The following is an 18928-nucleotide window of genomic DNA, read 5'->3' on the forward strand; positions in this document are numbered from 1 at the left end:
CCAATGATTGTTCGGCCATTTTCCCCGGCGCAGGAATCTGGCACGTGGGCTGCTACATGCCTCGTGCAATCACCTGTGCCGATACACGCGGAGCAATGCGGACACCGGCGCGACGTCGTTTCCACGAGTCCGGGGAGAACCCTCATGCCCAGCCTTTCCGTATGCCTTTGGCGACAAGCCGGCGCGATCGTGGCGCTTGGCCTGGCGCTGCCCTTGGCCGCATCGGCCAACGAGCAGCTCGACAAGCTGTCCCAGGATCACAACCAGTGGGTGATCCCCGCGGGCAACTACGCCGGCACGCGCTACAGCACGCTCAACCAGATCAACGCCGACAACGTGAAGAATCTCCACGTCGCCTGGACCATGTCCACCGGCTCGCTGCGCGGGCATGAGGGCCAGCCGTTGATCGTGGGCGACACGCTGTACTTCGAAAGCTCGTTTCCCAACTACGTGTATGCCGTATCGCTGAAGGAGCCCGGCCGCATCCTGTGGAAGTTCGCCCCGCAGCAGGACAAGTTCGCGCCTTCGGTGGCGTGCTGCGACGTGGTGAACCGTGGCGTGGCCTATGCCAACGGCGTGATCTTCGCCAACGCGCTCGACGGCTTCCTGTACGCGCTGGACGCCAAGACCGGCAACGTGAAGTGGAAGGTGCAGAACGCCGACCCGAAGCTCGGCCAGACCCAGACCATGGCCCCGTTGCCGGTGAAGAACCTGGTCATCACCGGCGTCTCCGGCGCAGAATACGGCGTGCACGGCTACGTGACCGCCAACGACGCGGCCACCGGCAAGCAGGTGTGGCGCGCCTACAGTACCGGCCCGGACGACCAGCTGCTGTTCGATCCGGACAAGACCATCGACGGCGCCACGCAGAAGCCGGTCGGCAAGGACTCCAGCCTCGCCTCCTGGCAGGGCGACCAGTGGAAGCTCGGCGGCGGCACCACCTGGGGCTGGTACACCTATGACCCGAAGCTCGACCTGCTCTACTACGGCACCGGCAATCCTGGTACCTGGAATCCCACGCAGCGCCCGGGCGACAACAAGTACTCGATGTCGATCATCGCCCGCGACCCGGCGACCGGCAAGGCGAAGTGGGTGTTCCAGATGACGCCGCACGACGGCTGGGACTACGACGGCGTCAACGAAAGCATCCTCACCGACAGCACCATCGACGGCAAGACCGTGCCGACGCTGACGCATTTCGACCGCAACGGCTTCGCCTATGTGCTCGACCGGCGCACCGGCAAGCTGCTCTCGGCGAAGAAGTTCGACGCGGTGGTGAACTGGGCCGACCACATCGACCTGGCCACCGGCCGCCCGGTGCTCAACCAGGCGATGATGACCAAGGAAAACGTCAACGTGAAGGGCATCTGCCCGTCCTCGCAGGGTAGCAAGGACCAGCAGCCGGCTTCCTACGATCCCGAGACCAAGCTGTTCTACGTGCCCACCAACCACGTGTGCATGGACTACCAGGCCTTCAACGTGAAGTACAAGGCCGGCTTCCCGTACGTGGGCGCGCTGGTGAACATGTATCCGGCCGACCACGGCGAGGTCGGCGGCCGCTTCATCGCGTTCGACCCGGTCAGCGGGCAGACCAAGTGGGAGATCAAGGACCGCTTCCAGGATTGGGGCGGCGCGCTCACCACCGCCGGCGGCCTGGCCTTCTACGGCACGCTGACCGGCGAGTTCCGCGCGGTGGACAGCAAGACCGGCAAGGTGCTGTGGCAGTTCAAGGCGCCGTCGGGAATCATCGGCAACCCGGTCACCTACACCTACGGTGGCAAGCAGTACGTCGCGATCCTGAGCGGCGTGGGCGGCTGGGCAGCGATCGGCCTGGCCGAGAACCTGAGCAAGGCCACCGAGGGCCTGGGCGCGGTCGGCGCCACCGCCTCGCTGGCCGACTACACCAACCTCGGCGGCACCCTGCTGGTGTTCGCCCTCGATTGATCGCCCGCGCCGGCGGCGCCCCTGTCGCGCCGCCGGCCCCCTTTTGTGACGCCACCGGAGTGACATCCATGCGCACCCGCTTTCCCTTGATGCTGCTGGGCCTGGCGCTGGCCGCCGCGGGCGCCTGCCATGCGCAGGCCGCCGGCAAGACGCTGAAGGTCTGCGCCGATCCCGATTACCTGCCCTATTCCAACCGCGCCGGCCAGGGCTTCGAGAACGCCGTGGCCGAGACCGTGGCCAAGGCGATGGGCGCGCGCCTGGAATACGTCTGGGCAGACCAGCGCGCGCACGGTGGCTTTCCCGAGTACCTCGCGCGCAACCTCGACAGCGGCAAGTGCGACGTGGTGATGAGCATGCCCTACGGCAACGGCGAGGAGCTGACCACCGATCCCTACTACGTCTCCTCCTACGTGTTCGTGTTCAAGAAGGCCAAGGACTACGACCTGCAGGACATGAACTCGCCCGAGCTGCGCAAGCTGAAGATCGGCTTCGAGTCGGATACGCCGGTGGAGGCGGGCCTGCAGTTGCGCGGCATGGTGCAGGCGGCTACCGCCTTCGACGTGGGCGAGACGTCGGGCAAGTCGCCGCGCAGCATGCTGCAGGCGGTGGAGGACGGCAGCATCGACGTGATGATCACCTGGCAGCCGGCCATCGGCGCCTTCCTGCGCGACTACCCTGACCTGACCACGGTGGCCCTGCCCAATACCCGCGCCACCGGCTCGCCGGAGATGTACTCCTTCCCGATGTCGATGGCCGTGCGCAAGGACGACGAGGCCCTGCGCAAGGCGCTCAACGCCGTGATCCAGCAGCAGCAGGGCACGCTCACCGGCGTGCTCCACCAGCACGGCGTGCAGCTGTTCGGCGACGACGAGGGCGGCGGCGCCCATCCCATGGCCAACCTGTAGGGAGGAACGATCGATGCATCACCTGCTATCGGGAAGCGTATGGCGTGCCGTGGTGTCGGCGTCGCTGTGTATCGCCGTCACCCTGTCCTTCGCCAAGGCCGCACCCGATATGAGCAAGGGCGAAGCGGTGGTGAAGGGCAGCGACTGCCTTTCCTGCCATGCGGTCGACCACAAGGTGGTCGGGCCGGCGTTCCAGGACATCGCCAAGAAGTACGGCGCGCAGCGCTCCCAGGTGGTTGCCACGCTGGTGAAGAAGGTCAAGCAGGGCGGCAGCGGCGTGTGGGGCGATGTGCCGATGACGCCGCATCCGCAACTGAGCGACGCGGACCTGCAGGCCGCCGTGGACTGGGTGCTCTCGCAGCGGCCCGGCCAGGGCGGCGCGGCGGCGGCGGCCACCGCCGCGGCCGGGTCCCCGCACACCTACAAGAACGACGAAGGCAAGCCGGTTACCGCCGATTTCCAGGTCTATCTCGACGACAAGCCGCCCAAGGTCACCGACGACGTGTTCCACGGCTACGAGAACTACAACTCCTACTGCTTCCGCTGCCACGGCGGCGACGCGGTGGGCGGCGACATCGCGCCGGACCTGCGCAACTCGCTGGCCCAGGGCATGACGTGGAATACCTTCCTCAGCACCGCGATGGCCGGCCGGCCGGACAAGGGCATGCCCGCGTGGGCCGGCTTCTTCGAGGAAAAGGACCTGCGCCAGATCTACGAGTACATCAAGGCGCGCCAGCTCGGCCTGGTGCAGCAGGGGCGGCCGCCGTCGCGTCAGGATTGATAGCATTGACGCCCTCTTTCGACCAGGAGCCATCATGAAATCTCGCGCCGCCATCGCCTTCGAGGCCGGCAAACCCTTGACCATCGAGGAAGTGGACGTGGCCGGCCCCAAGGCCGGCGAAGTGCTGGTGCGCATCGTCGCCACCGGCGTGTGCCACACCGATGCCTTCACCCTTTCCGGCGCCGATCCGGAAGGCCAGTTCCCCGTCATCCTCGGCCACGAGGGCGGCGGCATCGTGGAGGAGGTCGGCCCCGGCGTCACCACCCTCAAGCCGGGCGACCACGTGATCCCGCTGTACACGCCCGAATGCGGCGAGTGCGAATACTGCCGCTCGAAAAAGACCAACCTGTGCGTGAAGATCCGCGCCACCCAGGGCAAGGGCCTGATGCCCGACGGCACCTCGCGCTTCTCGCTCAACGGCAAGCCGATCCTGCACTACATGGGCTGCAGCACCTTCAGCCACTACACGGTGCTACCGGAGATCGCGCTGGCCAAGATCGCCAAGGAGGCGCCGCTGGAAAAGGTCTGTCTGCTCGGCTGCGGCATCACCACCGGCATCGGCGCGGTGCTCAACACCGCCAAGGTGGAGCCGGGTTCCTCGGTGGCGGTGTTCGGCCTGGGCGGCATTGGCCTGGCGGTGGTGCAGGGCGCGGTGATGGCCAAGGCCGGGCGCATCCTGGCGGTGGACACCAACCCGGACAAGTTCGCGATGGCCAAGGCGATGGGCGCCACCGACTTCGTGAACCCGAAGGACTATCCCGACACGCCGATCCAGCAGGTCATCGTCGACCTCACCAACGGCGGCGTGGACTACTCGTTCGAGTGCATCGGCAACGTCAACGTGATGCGCGCGGCGCTGGAATGCTGCCATCGCGGCTGGGGCGAGTCGACCATCATCGGCGTGGCCGGCGCCGGGCAGGAGATCAGCACCCGCCCGTTCCAGCTGGTGACCGGCCGCGTGTGGCGCGGCACCGCCTTTGGCGGCGTGAAGGGACGCAGCCAGCTGCCGGGCTATGTGGACCGCTACATGAGCGGCGAGATCCAGATCGATCCCTTCATCACCTACACCATGGGACTGGACGACATCAACCACGCCTTCGACCTGATGCATGAGGGCAAGAGCATCCGTTCCGTGATCGTCTACTAGCGGCGCCAAGGCGCCATCGCGAGGACAAGGCCATGAGCATCGCCATCCATCCATCGGTCGACAAAGGCATCACGCCAGGCAAGACAGACTTTTCCGGCGGCACCCTGGTGTGCCACTGCAAGGAGCGGCCGGTGAAGGTCAGCGTGGGCACGCAATCGGCCCACAACCACGTTTGCGGCTGCACCAAGTGCTGGAAACCGGATGGGGCGCTGTTCGCCATGATCGCGGTGGCGCCCCGCGACAAGGTCAAGGTGACGGAGAATGAGGACAAGCTCAAGGTCGTGGACGAGAAGGCCACCATCCAGCGCCACGCCTGCACCGTCTGCGGCGTGCACATGCTGGGGCGCATCGAGAACACCGGCCACCCGTTCTACGGGCTGGATTTCGTCCATACCGAACTGTCGCCGCAAAACGGCTGGTCCGCGCCGGAGTTTGCGGCCTACGTCTCTTCCATCATCGAGTCGGGCTTCGACCCCAAGCGCATGGACGAGGTGCGTTCGCACCTGCGCGAACTGGGACTGCCGCCCTATGACTGCCTGTCGCCGCCGCTGATGGACTTCATGGCCACCAAGATCGCCCAGGCTTCGGGTGTGCTCAAGGCCTGAGCAGGAACACCGCACGGATACCGGACGTGGCGCCCCCGCCACGTCCGGCACCGTGCGCCGGCGTGCCGGCCTGCTGCTGGCGCTGCTCGCGTCGATGGCGCACGCGGACGAGCCGCCGCAAGTGGTCAACCTCGCACCGGTCACGGTGGTGCCCGCGCCATTGCCGGGCCTCGGCATCGACGCCGCCATCCTGCCCTACCCGGTGCAGACCCTGCGCTACGACGAGCAGCGCGACGCCGCCGGCGCCAACCTGGTGGGCGTGATGAACACCCGCCTCACCGGCGTCAACATCAACGACGTGCAGGGCAGCCCGTTCCAGACCGACGTGACCTTCCATGGCTTCCGCGCCTCGCCCACGCTGGGCGCGGCGCAGGGCATCTCGGTGTACCTGGACGGGGTGCGCGTCAACGAGCCGTTCGGCGACATCGTCAGCTGGGACATGCTGCCGGAATTCGCTTTCGAGTCGGTGAGCCTGCTGCCCGGCGCCAACCCGGTGTTCGGCCCCAACACGCTGGGCGGCGCGATGGTGCTGACCACCAAGTCCGGCCTCAGCTCGCCCGGCTTCGATGCGGACCTGTCCTATGGCAGCGGCGCGCGCAAACGCGCCGATCTCTCCTACGGCGCCAGCAACGCGCAGGGCTGGCACTTCTTCATGGCGGGCACCACTTTCAACGAGAACGGCTGGCGCCGCGATTCGCCCGGCCAGCTGGGCAACCTGTTCGTGAAGTTCGGCCGCCAGCACGGCGACGACGACTGGGACGTCAGCGCGCTGTACGGCAGCAGCCGGCTGATCGGCAACGGGTTGCTGCCCGGCACGCGCTACGACGACGACAGCGGCACGTTCGCGCCCGGGCTCTACCAGCACGATCGCCGCGCCATCTACACCGCGCCGGACATCACGCGCAGCAGGGCGGCCGAGCTCGCCACCCACTACACCCATCACTTCGGCCAGGACACCCAGCTCACCGCCCTGCTCTACACCCGCCACACTCGCCGCGACACCGTCAACGGCGACGCCAACGACGACTACGAGGATTTCGTCGACGACTGCGGTGCGGGCTACGACGATGCGGGCGCGCCGCTGCAGGACGACTGCGACGTGAGCCGGGGCCAGGCCGATGCGCTGCATACCGGCGTGCTCAACAGCACCTTGAGCCGCCAGCAGGGCCAGGGCGCCGGGCTCAACCTCAGCACGCACCAGGGCGCGCACCAGATCGCCGTGGGCGCCACCTTCGACCGCAGCAGCGTGCGCTACGCGCAGTACGAACAGGACGCGTGGCTGGACGAGGCGAACCGCGTCGTCTATGCCGATGCCGCCGCGCCGGTCGATTTCGTCTCCGGCGTCGGCGGCGGCAGCAACGCCGTGGGCATCTACGCCACCGACACCTGGGCGATCACGCCCAGCACCCACGTCACCGGCTCGCTGCGCTGGAACGACCTGAGCCTGCGCAGCCGCCTGTCCACCGACGATGGCGCGCAACCTATGCAGCGCAACGCGTACCGCAAGCTCAATCCCGCGCTGGGCGTCACCCAGGCACTGGGCCGCTGGGTGCTGTTCGCCGACCTGGCGCAGAGCAACCGCGCGCCTACCGTGATCGAACTGGGCTGTGCCGATCCCGCCCAGCCGTGCCGCCTGCCGACCGGCCTGCAGGCCGACCCGCCGCTGCGCCAGGTGGTGTCGCGCAGCGGCCAGCTCGGCGTGCGCTGGCAGGATGCGGACCGCCTCGACTTCAACGCCACCCTGTACCGCACCGACAACCAGGACGACATCCTGTTCCTCAGCGCCCCCACCACGCAGCAGGGCTACTTCGCCAACGTGGGGCGCACCCGCTACCAGGGCGCCGACCTGGACCTGGGCGGCCACCAGGGTGCGTGGTGGTGGCACGTCGGCTACAGCCTCCTGCTGGCCACCTATGAGTCGTACGGCGAGCTGATGGCCGGCGACCGCACCATCGACACGCGGCCCGGCATGCGCATCGCCGGGCTGCCGCGGCACAACCTCAAGTTCGCGCTCGACTGGAACGCCACGCCGAAGCTGACCCTGGGCGGCGACCTGATGGCCGTCTCCTCCAGCGTCAGCAACGGCAACGAGGATGGCCGCATCAGCGACGACGACCCCGACGTGCGCGCCGACTGGAGCACACCCGGTTACCTGCTGGTGAACCTGCGCGCCAGCTACTCACTCACTGCGGCGTGGCAGTTCTATATACGCGTGGACAATGTATTCGGACGCCGCTACGCCACCTATGGCGCGGTGGCCGACGACGTGCTGCCGGACGGCCGCCTGATCCGCCCGCAGGTCGCGCCGGGCGAGGAACCGGCCACGCTGTTCGTGGCGCCGGGCGCACCGCGCCTGGTCACCGCCGGGGTGCGCCTGCACTTCTGAGCCAGGCCGATCAGCGCGGAGTCTCAGCTGGACATCTCCATGTCGAAGGGCCGCATTCCGCTTTTTACGAATCACGGCCGCCCTGTAGGAGCGCACCCTGTGCGCGACCTCCTTTCGCCTCGGTCCGCCCAGCTCGTCGTCCCGGCGCACCCCACAAAAGGGGGCAAGGGCCGGGATCCAGGGCGCTATCGCTCGATTGTCGCGTCTCCGCCAGCTTGATGCCTATGCGGCAGACGTTTCACCCCTGTAGGAGCGCACCCTGTGCGCGACCGCCTTTCGCCTCGGTCCCCACCGCTCGTCGTCCCGGCGCACCCCACAAGAGGGGGCAAGGGCCGGGATCCAGGGCGCTATCGCTCGGTTGTCGCGCTACCGCCAGGGTGCCGCCTACGACCGAAGGAAGTCCCCGTGGGACGCGGCGGGCGTTTCGACGTCCTGCCGGCGACGCGAAGCTAGTCCCCGTGGGGCCGCCGAGTCACTTTTCTCTTGCTGGCCCAAGAGAAAAGTAACCCAAAGAGAATGGCCTCACAGGCTCGCAGCGCCGTGTTGAATACAAGCCCGGTGGACCGAGGCCAGCTCGATTGGTGACGTGCTACCTCGAACGGCGCCGCTACCCCGCAACGCGCCATGGCGGTGAGGGGACGCAGCACTGCGGCAGATACAAGCCTTAAAGACCTCGCAAGCCGAATCAGTGTCTCCTTCAGCCACATCCAGCGGCTACCCCGCAGGGCGGTGATGCACTGAGGACTTAAAGCCTGTTCAAGATCTCGACGCACCTGCGCGCCCACCAATCTTCCCTGCGACCGCGCTCACCCCGGCGGATCGATGCCGTGCTTGTGCAGCTTGCGGTAGAGCGTGTTGCGGCTGATGCCCAGCGACGACGCCGTGCGGCTGATGTTCCACTGGCTGTGTTCCAGTTCGCGCAGCAATGCCGCACGCTCGGCGGTGCGCAACGGTGGCTCCGGTTCCATGGCCGGCACGCTCGCCTCGCCGCCACCATGGCCGACGATTTCCTGGGGCAAGTTGCCGGGCAGGATGATGGTGTCGCTGCATAACGCCGCGGCCGTGCGCAGGGTGTTGCGCAACTGGCGGATATTGCCCGGCCATGCATAGTTGAGCAGGAGCGCCAGCGCCTCGGGGCAAAGGCGGATGCGCGCCTGGCCCTGGCTTTCCTCGGCCAGGATCGCGTCGATCAACGCCCGCTTGTCGGTGCGCTCGCGCAATGCCGGCAGTTGCAGGGTGATGCCGTTGAGGCGGTAGTACAGGTCCTCGCGGAACTCGCCCGCCTGCACCATCTTCTGCAGGTCCTGGTGGGTGGCGCTGATCACGTGCAGGTCCACCGGGATGGCGCGCTCGCCGCCCAGCGGCATCACCTCGTGCTCCTCCAGCACGCGCAGCAGGCGGGTCTGCATGCGCAGCGGCATGTCGCCGATCTCGTCGAGGAACAGGGTGCCGCCGCTGGACTGGCGGATCTTGCCCAGGTGGCCGTCGCGCGAGGCGTCGGTGAAGGCACCGCGCGTGTAGCCGAACAGTTCGCTCTCGATCAGCGTCTCGGGAATGGCCGCGCAATTGACGGCCACGAACGGCTTGTCCGCCCACGCGCTGGCCAGGTGCAGCGCCTTGGCCAGCGCCTCCTTGCCGGTGCCGGTCGCTCCTTGCAGCAGCAGCGGCACGCGCCGGCCGAACAGCTGCCGGCCGCAGTTCATGTTGTGCTGCATGCGCGCATCCTCGCCCACGTAGCGGCGCGAGGCGGCGTTGTCGCCGGGCCTGATGGCGCCCCCCATGGCGGGCGGGCGGACCATGGCGAAGAAGCGCCGGCCATAGGCCACGTCGCGCACCGGCCACAGCGTGGTGGCGTCGGCGTGCGCACGTTCCTCCAGCACGCGGAAATCGAAGGGAAACACCGTATCCAGCGCGCGGCCGACCAGTTGGTCGCGGGCCATGCCGAGCTGGGCCAGCGCGCTCTCGTTGACCGCGCGCACCACGCCGCCGTCATCCACCGCCAGCAGCGCCTCGTGCAACAGGCCCACGAATTCCGGCCGGCTGTGGAAACGCATGATCCACTTGTCGCGGCACTCGGCCAGGAAGTGGCAGCGCGAGATCAGGTTGGCCGACATCGCCACCAGGGCCATGGTGTGGCGCTGGATCAGCCGCGTGTCGGCGGCGTTGACAGTGGAGGCGTCCAGCACCGCCAGCACGTCGCCCTGGGTATCGAGCACCGGCGCGCCCGAGCAGGAAAGGCCGGTGTTGGAATAGAGGAAATGCTCCTGGCGATAGACCGTCACCGGGCTGCGTTCGATCACGCAGGTGCCCATGCCGTTGGTGCCCTCGTAGCGCTCGCTCCAGATGGCGCCGCTGCGCAGGCCGGCCTCGCGGAATTCGCGCCTGAGCGTGGGATCGGTGATGGCGCCGAGGATGGCCGCCTCCGCGTCGCACAGGATCACCGCGTAGCCGGAACCGGCGATCTGCTCGTAGAGATTCTCCATTTCCGCGCGAGCCACGTTGAGCAGCTCGCCGAAACGCTGCTGGCGTTCCAGCAATGAGGCATGGTCGAGCACGGGCGTGCGGCGCGGCCCACCGCTCTCGATGCCGTATTCCTCCACGCACCGCTGCCAGGACCTGGCCACCAGCGGTGCCACCGCGATATCGCCGAAGCGTTCGCGCAACATGCCCTTGATACGAGGGGAGGCAGCGGTCTGCAAGGCTTGGCCCATGCGCAACTCCATCGTGAGCGGAATGCGGCGGAGGGCATCACGTACGCGGGCGGCCACGTAGCCGTGACATCCTCCATGAGACGGTTTCTCAACCTACTGCCGTTTCCCTCGGCGACGCAAACCGCAGTGCAACATCTGGCGCGCTGTGTCACGCCCGCTGTCCCGGAACAGCAACAGCCGTCACGCCGTGAACACATGGAAACCCCAAGGCGCGGCGCACTTTCGCGCGCCGCGCCTTGGCCCGCCTCTTGCCTGCCTCGAAGGGCTCGTGCCACACGCGGGCGCGGAGGGGAACCTATGCCGGAAGTTCGGGTAACGCAGGAGCTCTCCAGCCCGGCCGAGGTGGTCTGGGCGCTGATCGGCGACTTCGGTGCCCTGCATCGCTGGCACCCGGCGGTGCGCGGGCTGGACCTGTCCTGGGAAGGCCGCATCCGCACCCTGCATTTCGCCGACGGCACCCGCGCGGTGGAACGGCTGGAAACCCGCAACGATGCCGCCCGCCGCTATGTCTATGCGTGGGTGGACGGCCCATTGCCGATGCGCGGCTGCCGCGCCACCCTCCAGGTGACCGCGCACCACCGCGGCTGCACCGTGACCTGGTCGTGCGTGTTCGAGCCCGCCGAGGCCCACGAGCACGCCGTCCACCAGGCCCTGCGGCACCACTACGCCGAAGGACTCACCGCATTGGCCCTGGCGCTGGCCGGCTGAGGATGGTGGGCCTGGCGCGGCTGCGCCCACTCACTTCCCAAGTTGCGCCAGCCAGGCACGCCAGGAACACACGCAGAGCCCCAGGCTTTCGCGCATGAGATCGAGCGCGCGTTCGCCACGCCCGCGCGTGGCCGCCGCCAGATCCTCCAGCACCGCCACGCGCACGCCCCGCACGTGCGCATCGATCGCCGTGCACAGCACGCAGGCGTCGGTGGCCGCGCCGCCTACCGCCAGCCGCTGCACGCCCAGCGAACCGAGCAGCGGCATCAGCTGTCGAGTGGCGCGATTTCAGCAGGGCGATGTCGGCCGGTTGCGGATGCAGGTGCTCCAGCAGCTCGGTGGATGCAGGCGGGCCTTCCCCGGCGGTGAACGCCAGCACGTCCTGCCAGGTCTCGTGCCAGTGCCCGAAGTTATCGTTGGCGTGGACCACCGGGACGCCGCGCCGGCGGCAGGCGGCTGCGGCGGCGACCGCCGGCGTCCCCGCCAGCTGGGCCTGCGCCAGCGCCGCGCCGCCCACGGGCTATGCCGCGGAGCGGCGACCGGTCCCCACCCGCGCATCCGAGAGTCCCTTCACGGTTTGATGATCGCTTTTCGGCATGGGATCGCTTCCATGGGGCTTAACCTCGCAGCAGGCGGATCGTGCGGTTGCCGGTGTCGACCCGATGGCGCAGAGGAGAGAAGCGTATGTCAACGTTTGCACTGACCGAACCGTGGTGGCACTACCTCATTCGCGGCGCGCTGACCTACCTGGGGCTGCTGGTGCTGATGCGCGCCTGCGGCAAGCGCGCCTTCGGCGAGATGTCCGCCTTCGACGTCATCGTGCTCGTACTGGTCGGCGGCACGCTGCGCTCGGCCATCACGGGCGACGACAAGTCGCTCACCGCGCCGTTCATCGGCGTCGCCGCCATCCTGACCACCGACGCGCTGCTGGCCTGGCTGTGCACCCGCTGGCCGCGGCTCACCCGCTGGGTGGAGGGGCGGCCGGCCATCATCGTTCGGGCAGGCCGGCGGGAACACCGGACGCTGCGGCGCGAGAACGTGCCCGAGGCCGTGTTCGAGCGCGCGCTGCACAGCCAGGGCCTGGAGACGGAAAGCGACATCGCGCTCGGGCGGCTGGAGCCGAACGGCAAGATGACCTTCATCCGCCGCAAGGCGACGGGCGGATAGCGCGGCGCCAAAGCCCTGGCCGTTGCCGGCTCAGGAAGGCGGCGCCGCGCCCTGGCCTTCCACGTAGACGGGATTGCCCACCAGCAGCAGCTCGTTGGACGCGTCGCGAACATTGGCCCGGATCCAATGGCGCTGGCCGTCGCCGGTCCAATCGAAGGTCAGCGTTTGCCGCGGCGTGCGGATCGTCGTCTCCGCACCCGGCGCATACGGATTGCCGTCCACCAGGACTTCCACTCGCGCCCCGGCCGGCGCCGTCGTGCAAATGGTAAAGCGCACCTTGTCGCCCTTCCCGGCGACCAGCGTATCGCCCATCTCCGCCTGCCGGCCATGCACGCTGGCCGCCAGTTCCAGCATGCGGTCGCGCGTGCCCTGCACATCGACGAACACATGGCCCGCGCGGATCGCGTCGAGGATCGCGGCCATCGACAGCGCGCGGGCGTGCACCACCGTGGTCGGCATGCCCAGCGCGCTGCTGCCGCCCGGCAAAGGCCACTGATGATTAGCGTCATGATTGTCGCTGCCGCCCACGCCGGTCAGGTGCAGGCCCTTGTCCAGTTGCGCCTGCCAGAACGGAATGCCCGAGTAGGCCGGGCTCAGCGCATCGCGTCCGTTGACCACCTCGATGGCCTGCACCAGGCGCATGTCCACCGGCTGCTTCGGCGTCCAGCCGCAGCCCATGCAGGTTTCGTCGTTGGGCCGGATCGGGTGGTTGATGGAGATCAGGCCCTTGAGCCCCGTCGCCTCGCGCAGCAGCGCGTTCCAGTCCGGCACCGCCGGGCTGCCGACGCGGAAATCGAGCGGCTCGGTGGTGCCGAACAGGTTCGCATGGCCCTGGAAGGTGGTCACTTCGCGGGCCGGGATCAGCAGCAGGCGGTCGAAGTACGGTTGCAGCTCGCGCAGGTCGTTCGCCTGCGCCACGGTGTTGTGGTCGCTCAGCGCGATGAAGTCCAGCCCGCGCCGCGCCGCCTCCAGCACGGTGAAGATCAGCGGGCATGGCGCCCGCGCCTCGCCGCTCTGCGTCTGGCAACTGCCGTCGCTGTGCGCGCCGTGCATGTGCAGGTCGCCGCGATACCAACCCGCCTGGTCGCGCAATGGCGGGTTGAGCACCTCCGGCAACCATGCCGGATCGCCCGGGTGGCCGAACCACACCTTGGCGGTGAAGTCGGCTTCCACGCCCGCGCGGATGTTGGGAATGCCCAGCAGCAGCGCCCAACGCCCGGCGCGGATCGGCCCCGGGAAGAACGATGGCGTGGCATCGGTGGCGCTCACGGTCACCACCTGCTTGCTGCCGCCGGACCAGCCGCGCAGGCCGTCCTTGCCGCGGAAGCCGTCCGGCCCCTCCAGGCCGAGATCCACCGTGGTGCGCTCGGCGCGTCCGCTGTAGTCGAACTGCACGGTGACGCGGTTGACGCCCTCGGGCACCTCAAAGGGCACTTCGCGATAGGTATGGATATCGCTGCCTTGCAGGTGTCCCTTCAGCACCAGGTCCGGCGCCGGTTCGGCGGCGCACGCCGCGCCGGCCAGCACCAGCCAGGCCAGCGCCAGCAGGGAATGAAGATACGAACGATGCGACGGATGGCTCATGGGGTCTTCCGGTTTCATGCGAAAACCGTCCCGCGCATCGCCATGCGGTGCGATGCGCGGAACGCCGGGCACAGCGGTCAGAAGCGGTACATGACCGATGCGCGGAACGAACGGCCCAGCAGCGGACGGGCGATGAACACGCCCTTGCCGGCGTCGCTGCTCGCCAGCTCGCCCGCGCGGGGATTGCCCTCGGTCAGGCCCAGCGAGTTGTTGAGGTTGTCGGCGTACAGGAAGAACGAGAGTTCCGGGCTCAGCTGGTAGCGCGCGCTGAAGCCGATGGTGTGGTACTGCGGCAGCACCACCGAGTTGGCCGTGTCGACGTAGCGCTTGCCTTCGTATTCGTAGGTCATCTGCAGGCGCAGCTTGTCGTTGAGCAGGTTCACGCCCGGCACGATGCGGAAGCTGGTCTTGGGAACGCGGATCAGCTGGTTGTCGTCGTAGTCCAGCAGCACCGGCGCGCCGGCCGTGATGGTGGTGTAGCGCAGGCCCTTGTACTCGGGATCCTGCAGGGTGGCGGTGTACTGCACGTCGAAATAGCGCGAGGGATAGAACGTGCCCTCCAGCTCCACGCCGTAGGTCTTGGTGTTGGCGTAGCCCGTCTGCGGCGTGGAGACGCCGGTGTTCGGGTCGAACACGTAGTTGCTGAAGTTGACGTTGTCGTAGCGGGTGTAGAACAGCGTCGCGTACATGTCCATGTAGCGGTTGCTGTACTTGTAGCCCATTTCCGGCAGGATCATGGTCTGCGTGATCGGCGTCGCCGTCGGCGTGGTGATGTACGAGCTCAGGTTCGGCAGGCGGAAGGTGGAGGTGTAGCGGGCGAACACGCCCTGGTGGTCGCTGAACTGGTAGTTGGCGCCGAGCGTCCAGCCGAGCTTGTCGAAGCTGTGGTCGTAGTCGGCGTACTGGCCGCTGCCGGTGATGATGGTGGAGGTGGCCGGGGTGCCCAGGTCCACCGTCATCGGCTGCTCGGTCCAGCCCTTGGTGTTCACCCGCTCCCAGCGCAGGCCGCCATCGATGCGCAGCGCATCGTCGACCTGCCATTCGTCCGAGGCGTAGAACGCGTTGGTGTTCGAGGTGCCGCTGGCGTGGGCCCACTCATAGCCGTAGCCGTAGATGCCGTTGTCGGTGAGCTTGCCGAGCGGGTTGCCGGCGGCGTCCACCGCCACCACGTCCAGCAGGCGGGCGTTGTCGCGCGCATCCAGCACCGCGGTGGACGAATAGCGGTCGAAGCTCTGGTTGAAGTGGGCGTAGTAGTAGCCCAGCGTCACGTCGTGGGTCTGCTCGCCGAACTCGAACTTCCGCAGCAGGCGGGTATCGCTGGTGAATTCGTTCATCGGCATGGTGATCCCGCGCAGGCCGCCGAGCACCACCAGGCCGTTGCCGTTCTGGTTGGCGTTGTTGAACAGCTGGCCGTTGTCGACGTAGCGCAGCTGCATGCCGGCGGCGCCGGGGTAGTACTGGGCAAGGCGGGACTGGGCGGTCGCCAGGAAATCGTCAGCCGTCTGCACCGCGTTCGGGTACACGCCGTTGCGCTGCGTGTCGGTGTCGCTGTAGCGCAGGTTTTCCGCGATCTTCCAGTCCGCGCCCAGGTTGTAGTCGAACTTCACCGTGAACTGGGTGCGCTTGACCTGCGTGCCCAGGCTGTTGTCGAAGTCGTACAGGCTGCCGTTGCCCTGGATCATCTTGATGTGCTCGGTCTCCGGCCCGGCCAGCGTGCCGTAGTTGCCGTTGAAGCCGGGCACCGCCACCAGTTCGTCGCTGGCGTTGCGGTACATGGGAATGCCGAGGTCCAGCGCCACCTTGTCGTCCATGCGCTTGATGTCGAAGCTGACGCTGCCGTTCTCGAACTGGCGCGACAGCGTGGCGCGCAGCTGGCCGCCCTGGTCGTTGGTGTAGCCCGGGCTGCGGATGCCGTTGTCCTGGCGGTAGAAGCCGCCCGCGCTCAGCTTCCAGCCGTCGCCGATCGGCGTGCCGTACCAGAAATCCAGGCGATTGAGGCCGTAGTTGCCGACCGTGTATTTCACCAACCCCTCGGCCGTGTCGCCGACCTGGCGCGGGATGAAGTTGATCGCGCCGGCCGGCGCGTTCGAGTAGAAGATGGACGACGGGCCACCACGCACCACCTCGATGCGCTCGATGGTCTCATCGAGGCGGAAGGCCTGGTCCGCGTTGAGGTAGCCCAGCGCGGGGTCGTGCTGCACCGGGATGCCGTCCTCCAGCAGGTTCACCGAACCGAAGCCGTCCACCGGAATGCCGCGCGCGCGGATGTTGCCGCTGGCCTCGCCGCCCGAGGCCTCCACCCAGAAGCCCGGCACCGACTTCATCGCCTCGGTGACACTGGTCGGTGCCTGCATGCGCAGGCGGTCCTCGTCGATGGTGGTGACCGAGTAGCTGGTCTGCGCCTTGGTGCGCTCGTCGACGCCCGAACGCGCCGTCACCACCACCTGGTCCAGGTCCTTGGCGCCCTTGCCGCTGCCCGGCGTGGCGTCGGCGACATCGGTGACCGGTTCCGTTCCCGCGCTACCGGCCGTCGTCACCGCAGCGGAGGCCGGATTGCCCGCATTGGCTGCCACGTTTCCCGGGACGATCGTCACCGTGTTCGGCGTGACGAGGCGATAGGTCAGGCCGGTGCCCGCCAGCAACTGGCGCAGCTGCTGCTCCGGCGGCAGGCCCGCGTCGGCGCCCGGGCTGCGGACGGTGTCGGGAATATCGGCGCCGTAGACCACCTGCATGCCCGCCTCGTGCGAGAAATTCTCCAGCGCCCTGGCCAACGGCATGGGTGCGATGGCGACGGTCGGCGCCGGGGAGGAGGAGGCATCGGCCCACGCGGCGAGCGGCGTGGCAAGACCAAGGGCCAGGGTGATTTGGAAGGCCAAACGTTTACGCATGTGGGAAGCAACCTTGAGAGGGTAACGGGATGGCGGTGGCGATCGACGCATCGCGCGTTTCTCGCCGGCCCATACCTTTCAAGAGCCTCCCGGTCGGCAAACCGGGTACCCCGGATTCGATGAATCTTTTCTTACAGGCGTCGCGACTTCGCCTCGGCCTGGGCCGATACCGCCACGATGCGCACGCAGTCCTTCTCCTCGATCACGCGGACGTCGGGCAAGGTGGAAAGATAGGCGGTGAAGGCCTGTGGATTGTCGGCGTGGAAGATGCCGCTGATGCGCTCGCCCGCGAGCTTCTCGTCCTCGATGCGCAAGGGCCTCGCCGTATAGGCGTTGAAGCGGCGCGCCACGTCGCCGATGGTCTCCCGCTGGAAGCGGATCTCCGCGGGCAGCCACGCCGTCACCTGCGCCAACGCCACGGGATGCACCGCTCCCGCCGCCGCCTTGCCCAGCTCGATCTGCTGGCCGGCCATCAGGTCGGCCACGGCGTCGCCCTGCAGCCACGCATCCGCCGCGCCCCTGGCGGCGGATGCCGGCGCGTTGAGCACGCGCACGCGGCCGCTGATCACGGTGAGCGTATCGCCCGTGGCGTCGCGCCGGACGTCGAACACGGTACCGATGTCCTGCAGCACGTGTCCGCCCACGTTCACCAGCATCGGCCGCGCGGCATCCTTGCCGACGTCGAACAGGGCGTTGCCGCGCACGACCTCGATGCGGCGATAGGCACCGTCGTAATGCACGTCGATGGCGCCTCCCCGGTCGAGTTGCACCAGGGTGCCGTCGGGCAGGCTGACCGAGCGGACGGCCTGCGCATCGCCCGCGTAGCTTCGCTCCACCTGGCCGTGCATGGCGCGCCAATGCGCCACGCCCAGCCACGCCAGCGCGACCGCCGCCACCACGCCGGCCATGCTTGCCAGCGCCTGCCGGACGCGCGACGCATGGCGCCGCGGCGGGCGCGGCTCGCGCGGCGTGCCGCCGCCCAGGCGCGGGAACATCACCACCGGATTGTCGCGCCCCGCCTGCTCCACCAGCTCTTCCGGCGTGAGCGTCTTGCGGCCGGCGGCCACCTTGAGGTCGCCATGCATGCGCGCTACCGCGAAATACTCCGCGACATGGCGCGGCGACGCGCGCAGCCAGTTGAGGAAAGCCACGCGCTGGCGTTCGTCCAGCGGCTCCTGCTGCTCGATGTACCAGGCCACCGCCTGCTCGGAGACGCGCCGGGCCTGCCGGGCCGCGTCGAAGGGCGTGCGCTCACTCATAGTCGGCCATCCTCTGCCGGCATGCCGCCAATCCTTTCACGATGTATTTCTTCACCATGTTCGTGGAGATGGACATCCGCCCGGCGATCTCGCGGTAGGACATCCCATCGCGGTAATGCATGATAAGTACCGCCCGGCACTTGGGCGACAGGCGGTCGATCAGCTCCTCGAGCTGCTTGCGGCGCAGCTCGCTGTCCATGTCCGCTTCGAGGTTGGTGGGCGCCACCAGCTGCTCCACCACCTGCTCCAGCTCGTCGCTGCCCAGCGGCTGTTGCTGGCGCAGCACCGCGTGCTCCTTCACCAGGTTCGCGGCCACGGTGAAGAGATAGGCTTCGGGGCTGCGGATGTTGGCCGCGTCGGAGGGCTCGATGCGCAGCAGGCGAAGATAGACTTCCTGCACCAGGTCCTGCGCATCCCATCGATGTGCCACGCGGCGCAGCATGTAGCTGCTCAGCGTCGCGCTCTTTTCGGCGAACAGCGCCGACCATTTACCATGCTTCTCGCGCACCGCTCCTCCCTCGACCGTGTTCGCCGAAAGCGGGCTACGGCACTCCGACGGCCCGGGAGCCTAGGGGCCGGTCATGACGGCTATGTGAAATGCGGCGGCCGAGGCCCGTTTCCGGGCAGCGGCGCAAGGTTTGGCCGCATGCGCGCACGCCAGCCCACGGGATGGCGCGGGCGGCTTCACCGTTTCATCCTTCCCGGCCGCCCGGTACGGATGGCGGCGGGGCAACGGCGGCAAGCCGCAAACATGAACGCGGCCGACTCCCTACGGGGATTTATGCTAACTTCGCGGGCAGGTCGCGGGATTCGTTCCCGCCGACTTCACGGTGATCTTCGAGC

At 68.1% G+C, this 18928-nt stretch carries 14 protein-coding genes; 8 read left to right on the forward strand and 6 right to left on the reverse strand.

Features of this window, described 5'->3' with window-relative positions; translation table 11 throughout:
* The first annotated feature begins 144 nt into the window (after nt 1-144).
* The 6 genes from MJ605_RS05465 to MJ605_RS05490 all read left to right on the forward strand — a co-directional run bounded on the left by MJ605_RS05465 (nt 145) and on the right by MJ605_RS05490 (nt 7768).
* A complete protein-coding gene (locus tag MJ605_RS05465; protein WP_243040059.1) occupies nt 145-1944 on the forward strand; it encodes a methanol/ethanol family PQQ-dependent dehydrogenase in 1800 nt (599 codons plus the stop codon).
* 68 nt (nt 1945-2012) lie between these two features.
* Nucleotides 2013-2849 (forward strand): transporter substrate-binding domain-containing protein, encoded by an 837-nt coding sequence (locus tag MJ605_RS05470; RefSeq protein ID WP_243040060.1) that lies wholly within the window; start codon nt 2013-2015, stop codon nt 2847-2849.
* Nucleotides 2850-2862: 13 nt separating this feature from the next.
* Nucleotides 2863-3630 carry a c-type cytochrome gene (locus tag MJ605_RS05475; protein ID WP_243040061.1) on the forward strand — a complete coding sequence of 256 codons (768 nt, stop codon included), beginning with the start codon at nt 2863-2865 and terminating at the stop codon, nt 3628-3630.
* A gap of 34 nt (nt 3631-3664) precedes the next feature.
* Nucleotides 3665-4777, forward strand: coding sequence for an S-(hydroxymethyl)glutathione dehydrogenase/class III alcohol dehydrogenase (locus MJ605_RS05480; RefSeq protein ID WP_243040062.1), 1113 nt, complete (start codon nt 3665-3667; stop codon nt 4775-4777).
* A gap of 32 nt (nt 4778-4809) precedes the next feature.
* On the forward strand, nt 4810-5382 hold the full coding sequence (gene gfa, locus MJ605_RS05485; RefSeq protein ID WP_243040063.1) for an S-(hydroxymethyl)glutathione synthase: 573 nt from the start codon (nt 4810-4812) through the stop codon (nt 5380-5382).
* A 94-nt stretch (nt 5383-5476) separates the two neighbouring features.
* Complete coding sequence (locus MJ605_RS05490; protein ID WP_279237462.1) at nt 5477-7768, forward strand: TonB-dependent receptor; 2292 nt, start codon at nt 5477-5479, stop codon at nt 7766-7768.
* Nucleotides 7769-8574: 806 nt separating this feature from the next.
* On the opposite strand, the gene MJ605_RS05495 is transcribed toward MJ605_RS05490, so the two are convergent.
* Nucleotides 8575-10434, reverse strand: a complete 1860-nt coding sequence (locus MJ605_RS05495; RefSeq protein WP_425600987.1) for a sigma-54-dependent Fis family transcriptional regulator — start codon at nt 10432-10434, stop codon at nt 8575-8577.
* A gap of 342 nt (nt 10435-10776) precedes the next feature.
* On the opposite strand from MJ605_RS05495, the gene MJ605_RS05500 reads away from it, so the two are divergent.
* The gene (locus tag MJ605_RS05500; protein ID WP_243040066.1) at nt 10777-11187 is read left to right on the forward strand and encodes an SRPBCC family protein; all 411 of its coding nucleotides are present in this window, start codon (nt 10777-10779) and stop codon (nt 11185-11187) included.
* 30 nt (nt 11188-11217) lie between these two features.
* Here MJ605_RS05500 and MJ605_RS19285 read toward each other — a convergent pair whose 3' ends face one another.
* Entirely contained in the window at nt 11218-11454 is a 237-nt protein-coding gene (locus MJ605_RS19285) for a cysteine hydrolase family protein (protein WP_279237447.1), read from the reverse strand.
* 417 nt (nt 11455-11871) lie between these two features.
* On the opposite strand from MJ605_RS19285, the gene MJ605_RS05510 reads away from it, so the two are divergent.
* Nucleotides 11872-12354, forward strand: a complete 483-nt coding sequence (locus MJ605_RS05510) for a DUF421 domain-containing protein (RefSeq protein ID WP_243040067.1) — start codon at nt 11872-11874, stop codon at nt 12352-12354.
* Between the two features lie 30 nt (nt 12355-12384).
* Here MJ605_RS05510 and MJ605_RS05515 read toward each other — a convergent pair whose 3' ends face one another.
* From MJ605_RS05515 to MJ605_RS05530, 4 genes are all read right to left on the reverse strand, one after another.
* Nucleotides 12385-13938, reverse strand: coding sequence for a CehA/McbA family metallohydrolase (locus tag MJ605_RS05515; RefSeq protein ID WP_243040068.1), 1554 nt, complete (start codon nt 13936-13938; stop codon nt 12385-12387).
* Nucleotides 13939-14015: 77 nt separating this feature from the next.
* Complete coding sequence (locus MJ605_RS05520; protein WP_243040069.1) at nt 14016-16826, reverse strand: TonB-dependent receptor; 2811 nt, start codon at nt 16824-16826, stop codon at nt 14016-14018.
* Between the two features lie 131 nt (nt 16827-16957).
* Entirely contained in the window at nt 16958-18085 is a 1128-nt protein-coding gene (locus MJ605_RS05525; protein ID WP_243040070.1) for a FecR family protein, read from the reverse strand.
* On the reverse strand, nt 18078-18593 hold the full coding sequence (locus MJ605_RS05530) for an RNA polymerase sigma factor (RefSeq protein WP_243040071.1): 516 nt from the start codon (nt 18591-18593) through the stop codon (nt 18078-18080). The genes MJ605_RS05525 and MJ605_RS05530 overlap by 8 nt, the downstream gene beginning before the upstream one ends.
* Nucleotides 18594-18928: the final 335 nt, after the last annotated feature.

The organism is Dyella sedimenti (assembly GCF_022760995.1).
Taxonomy (GTDB): Bacteria; Pseudomonadota; Gammaproteobacteria; order Xanthomonadales; family Rhodanobacteraceae; genus Dyella; species Dyella sedimenti.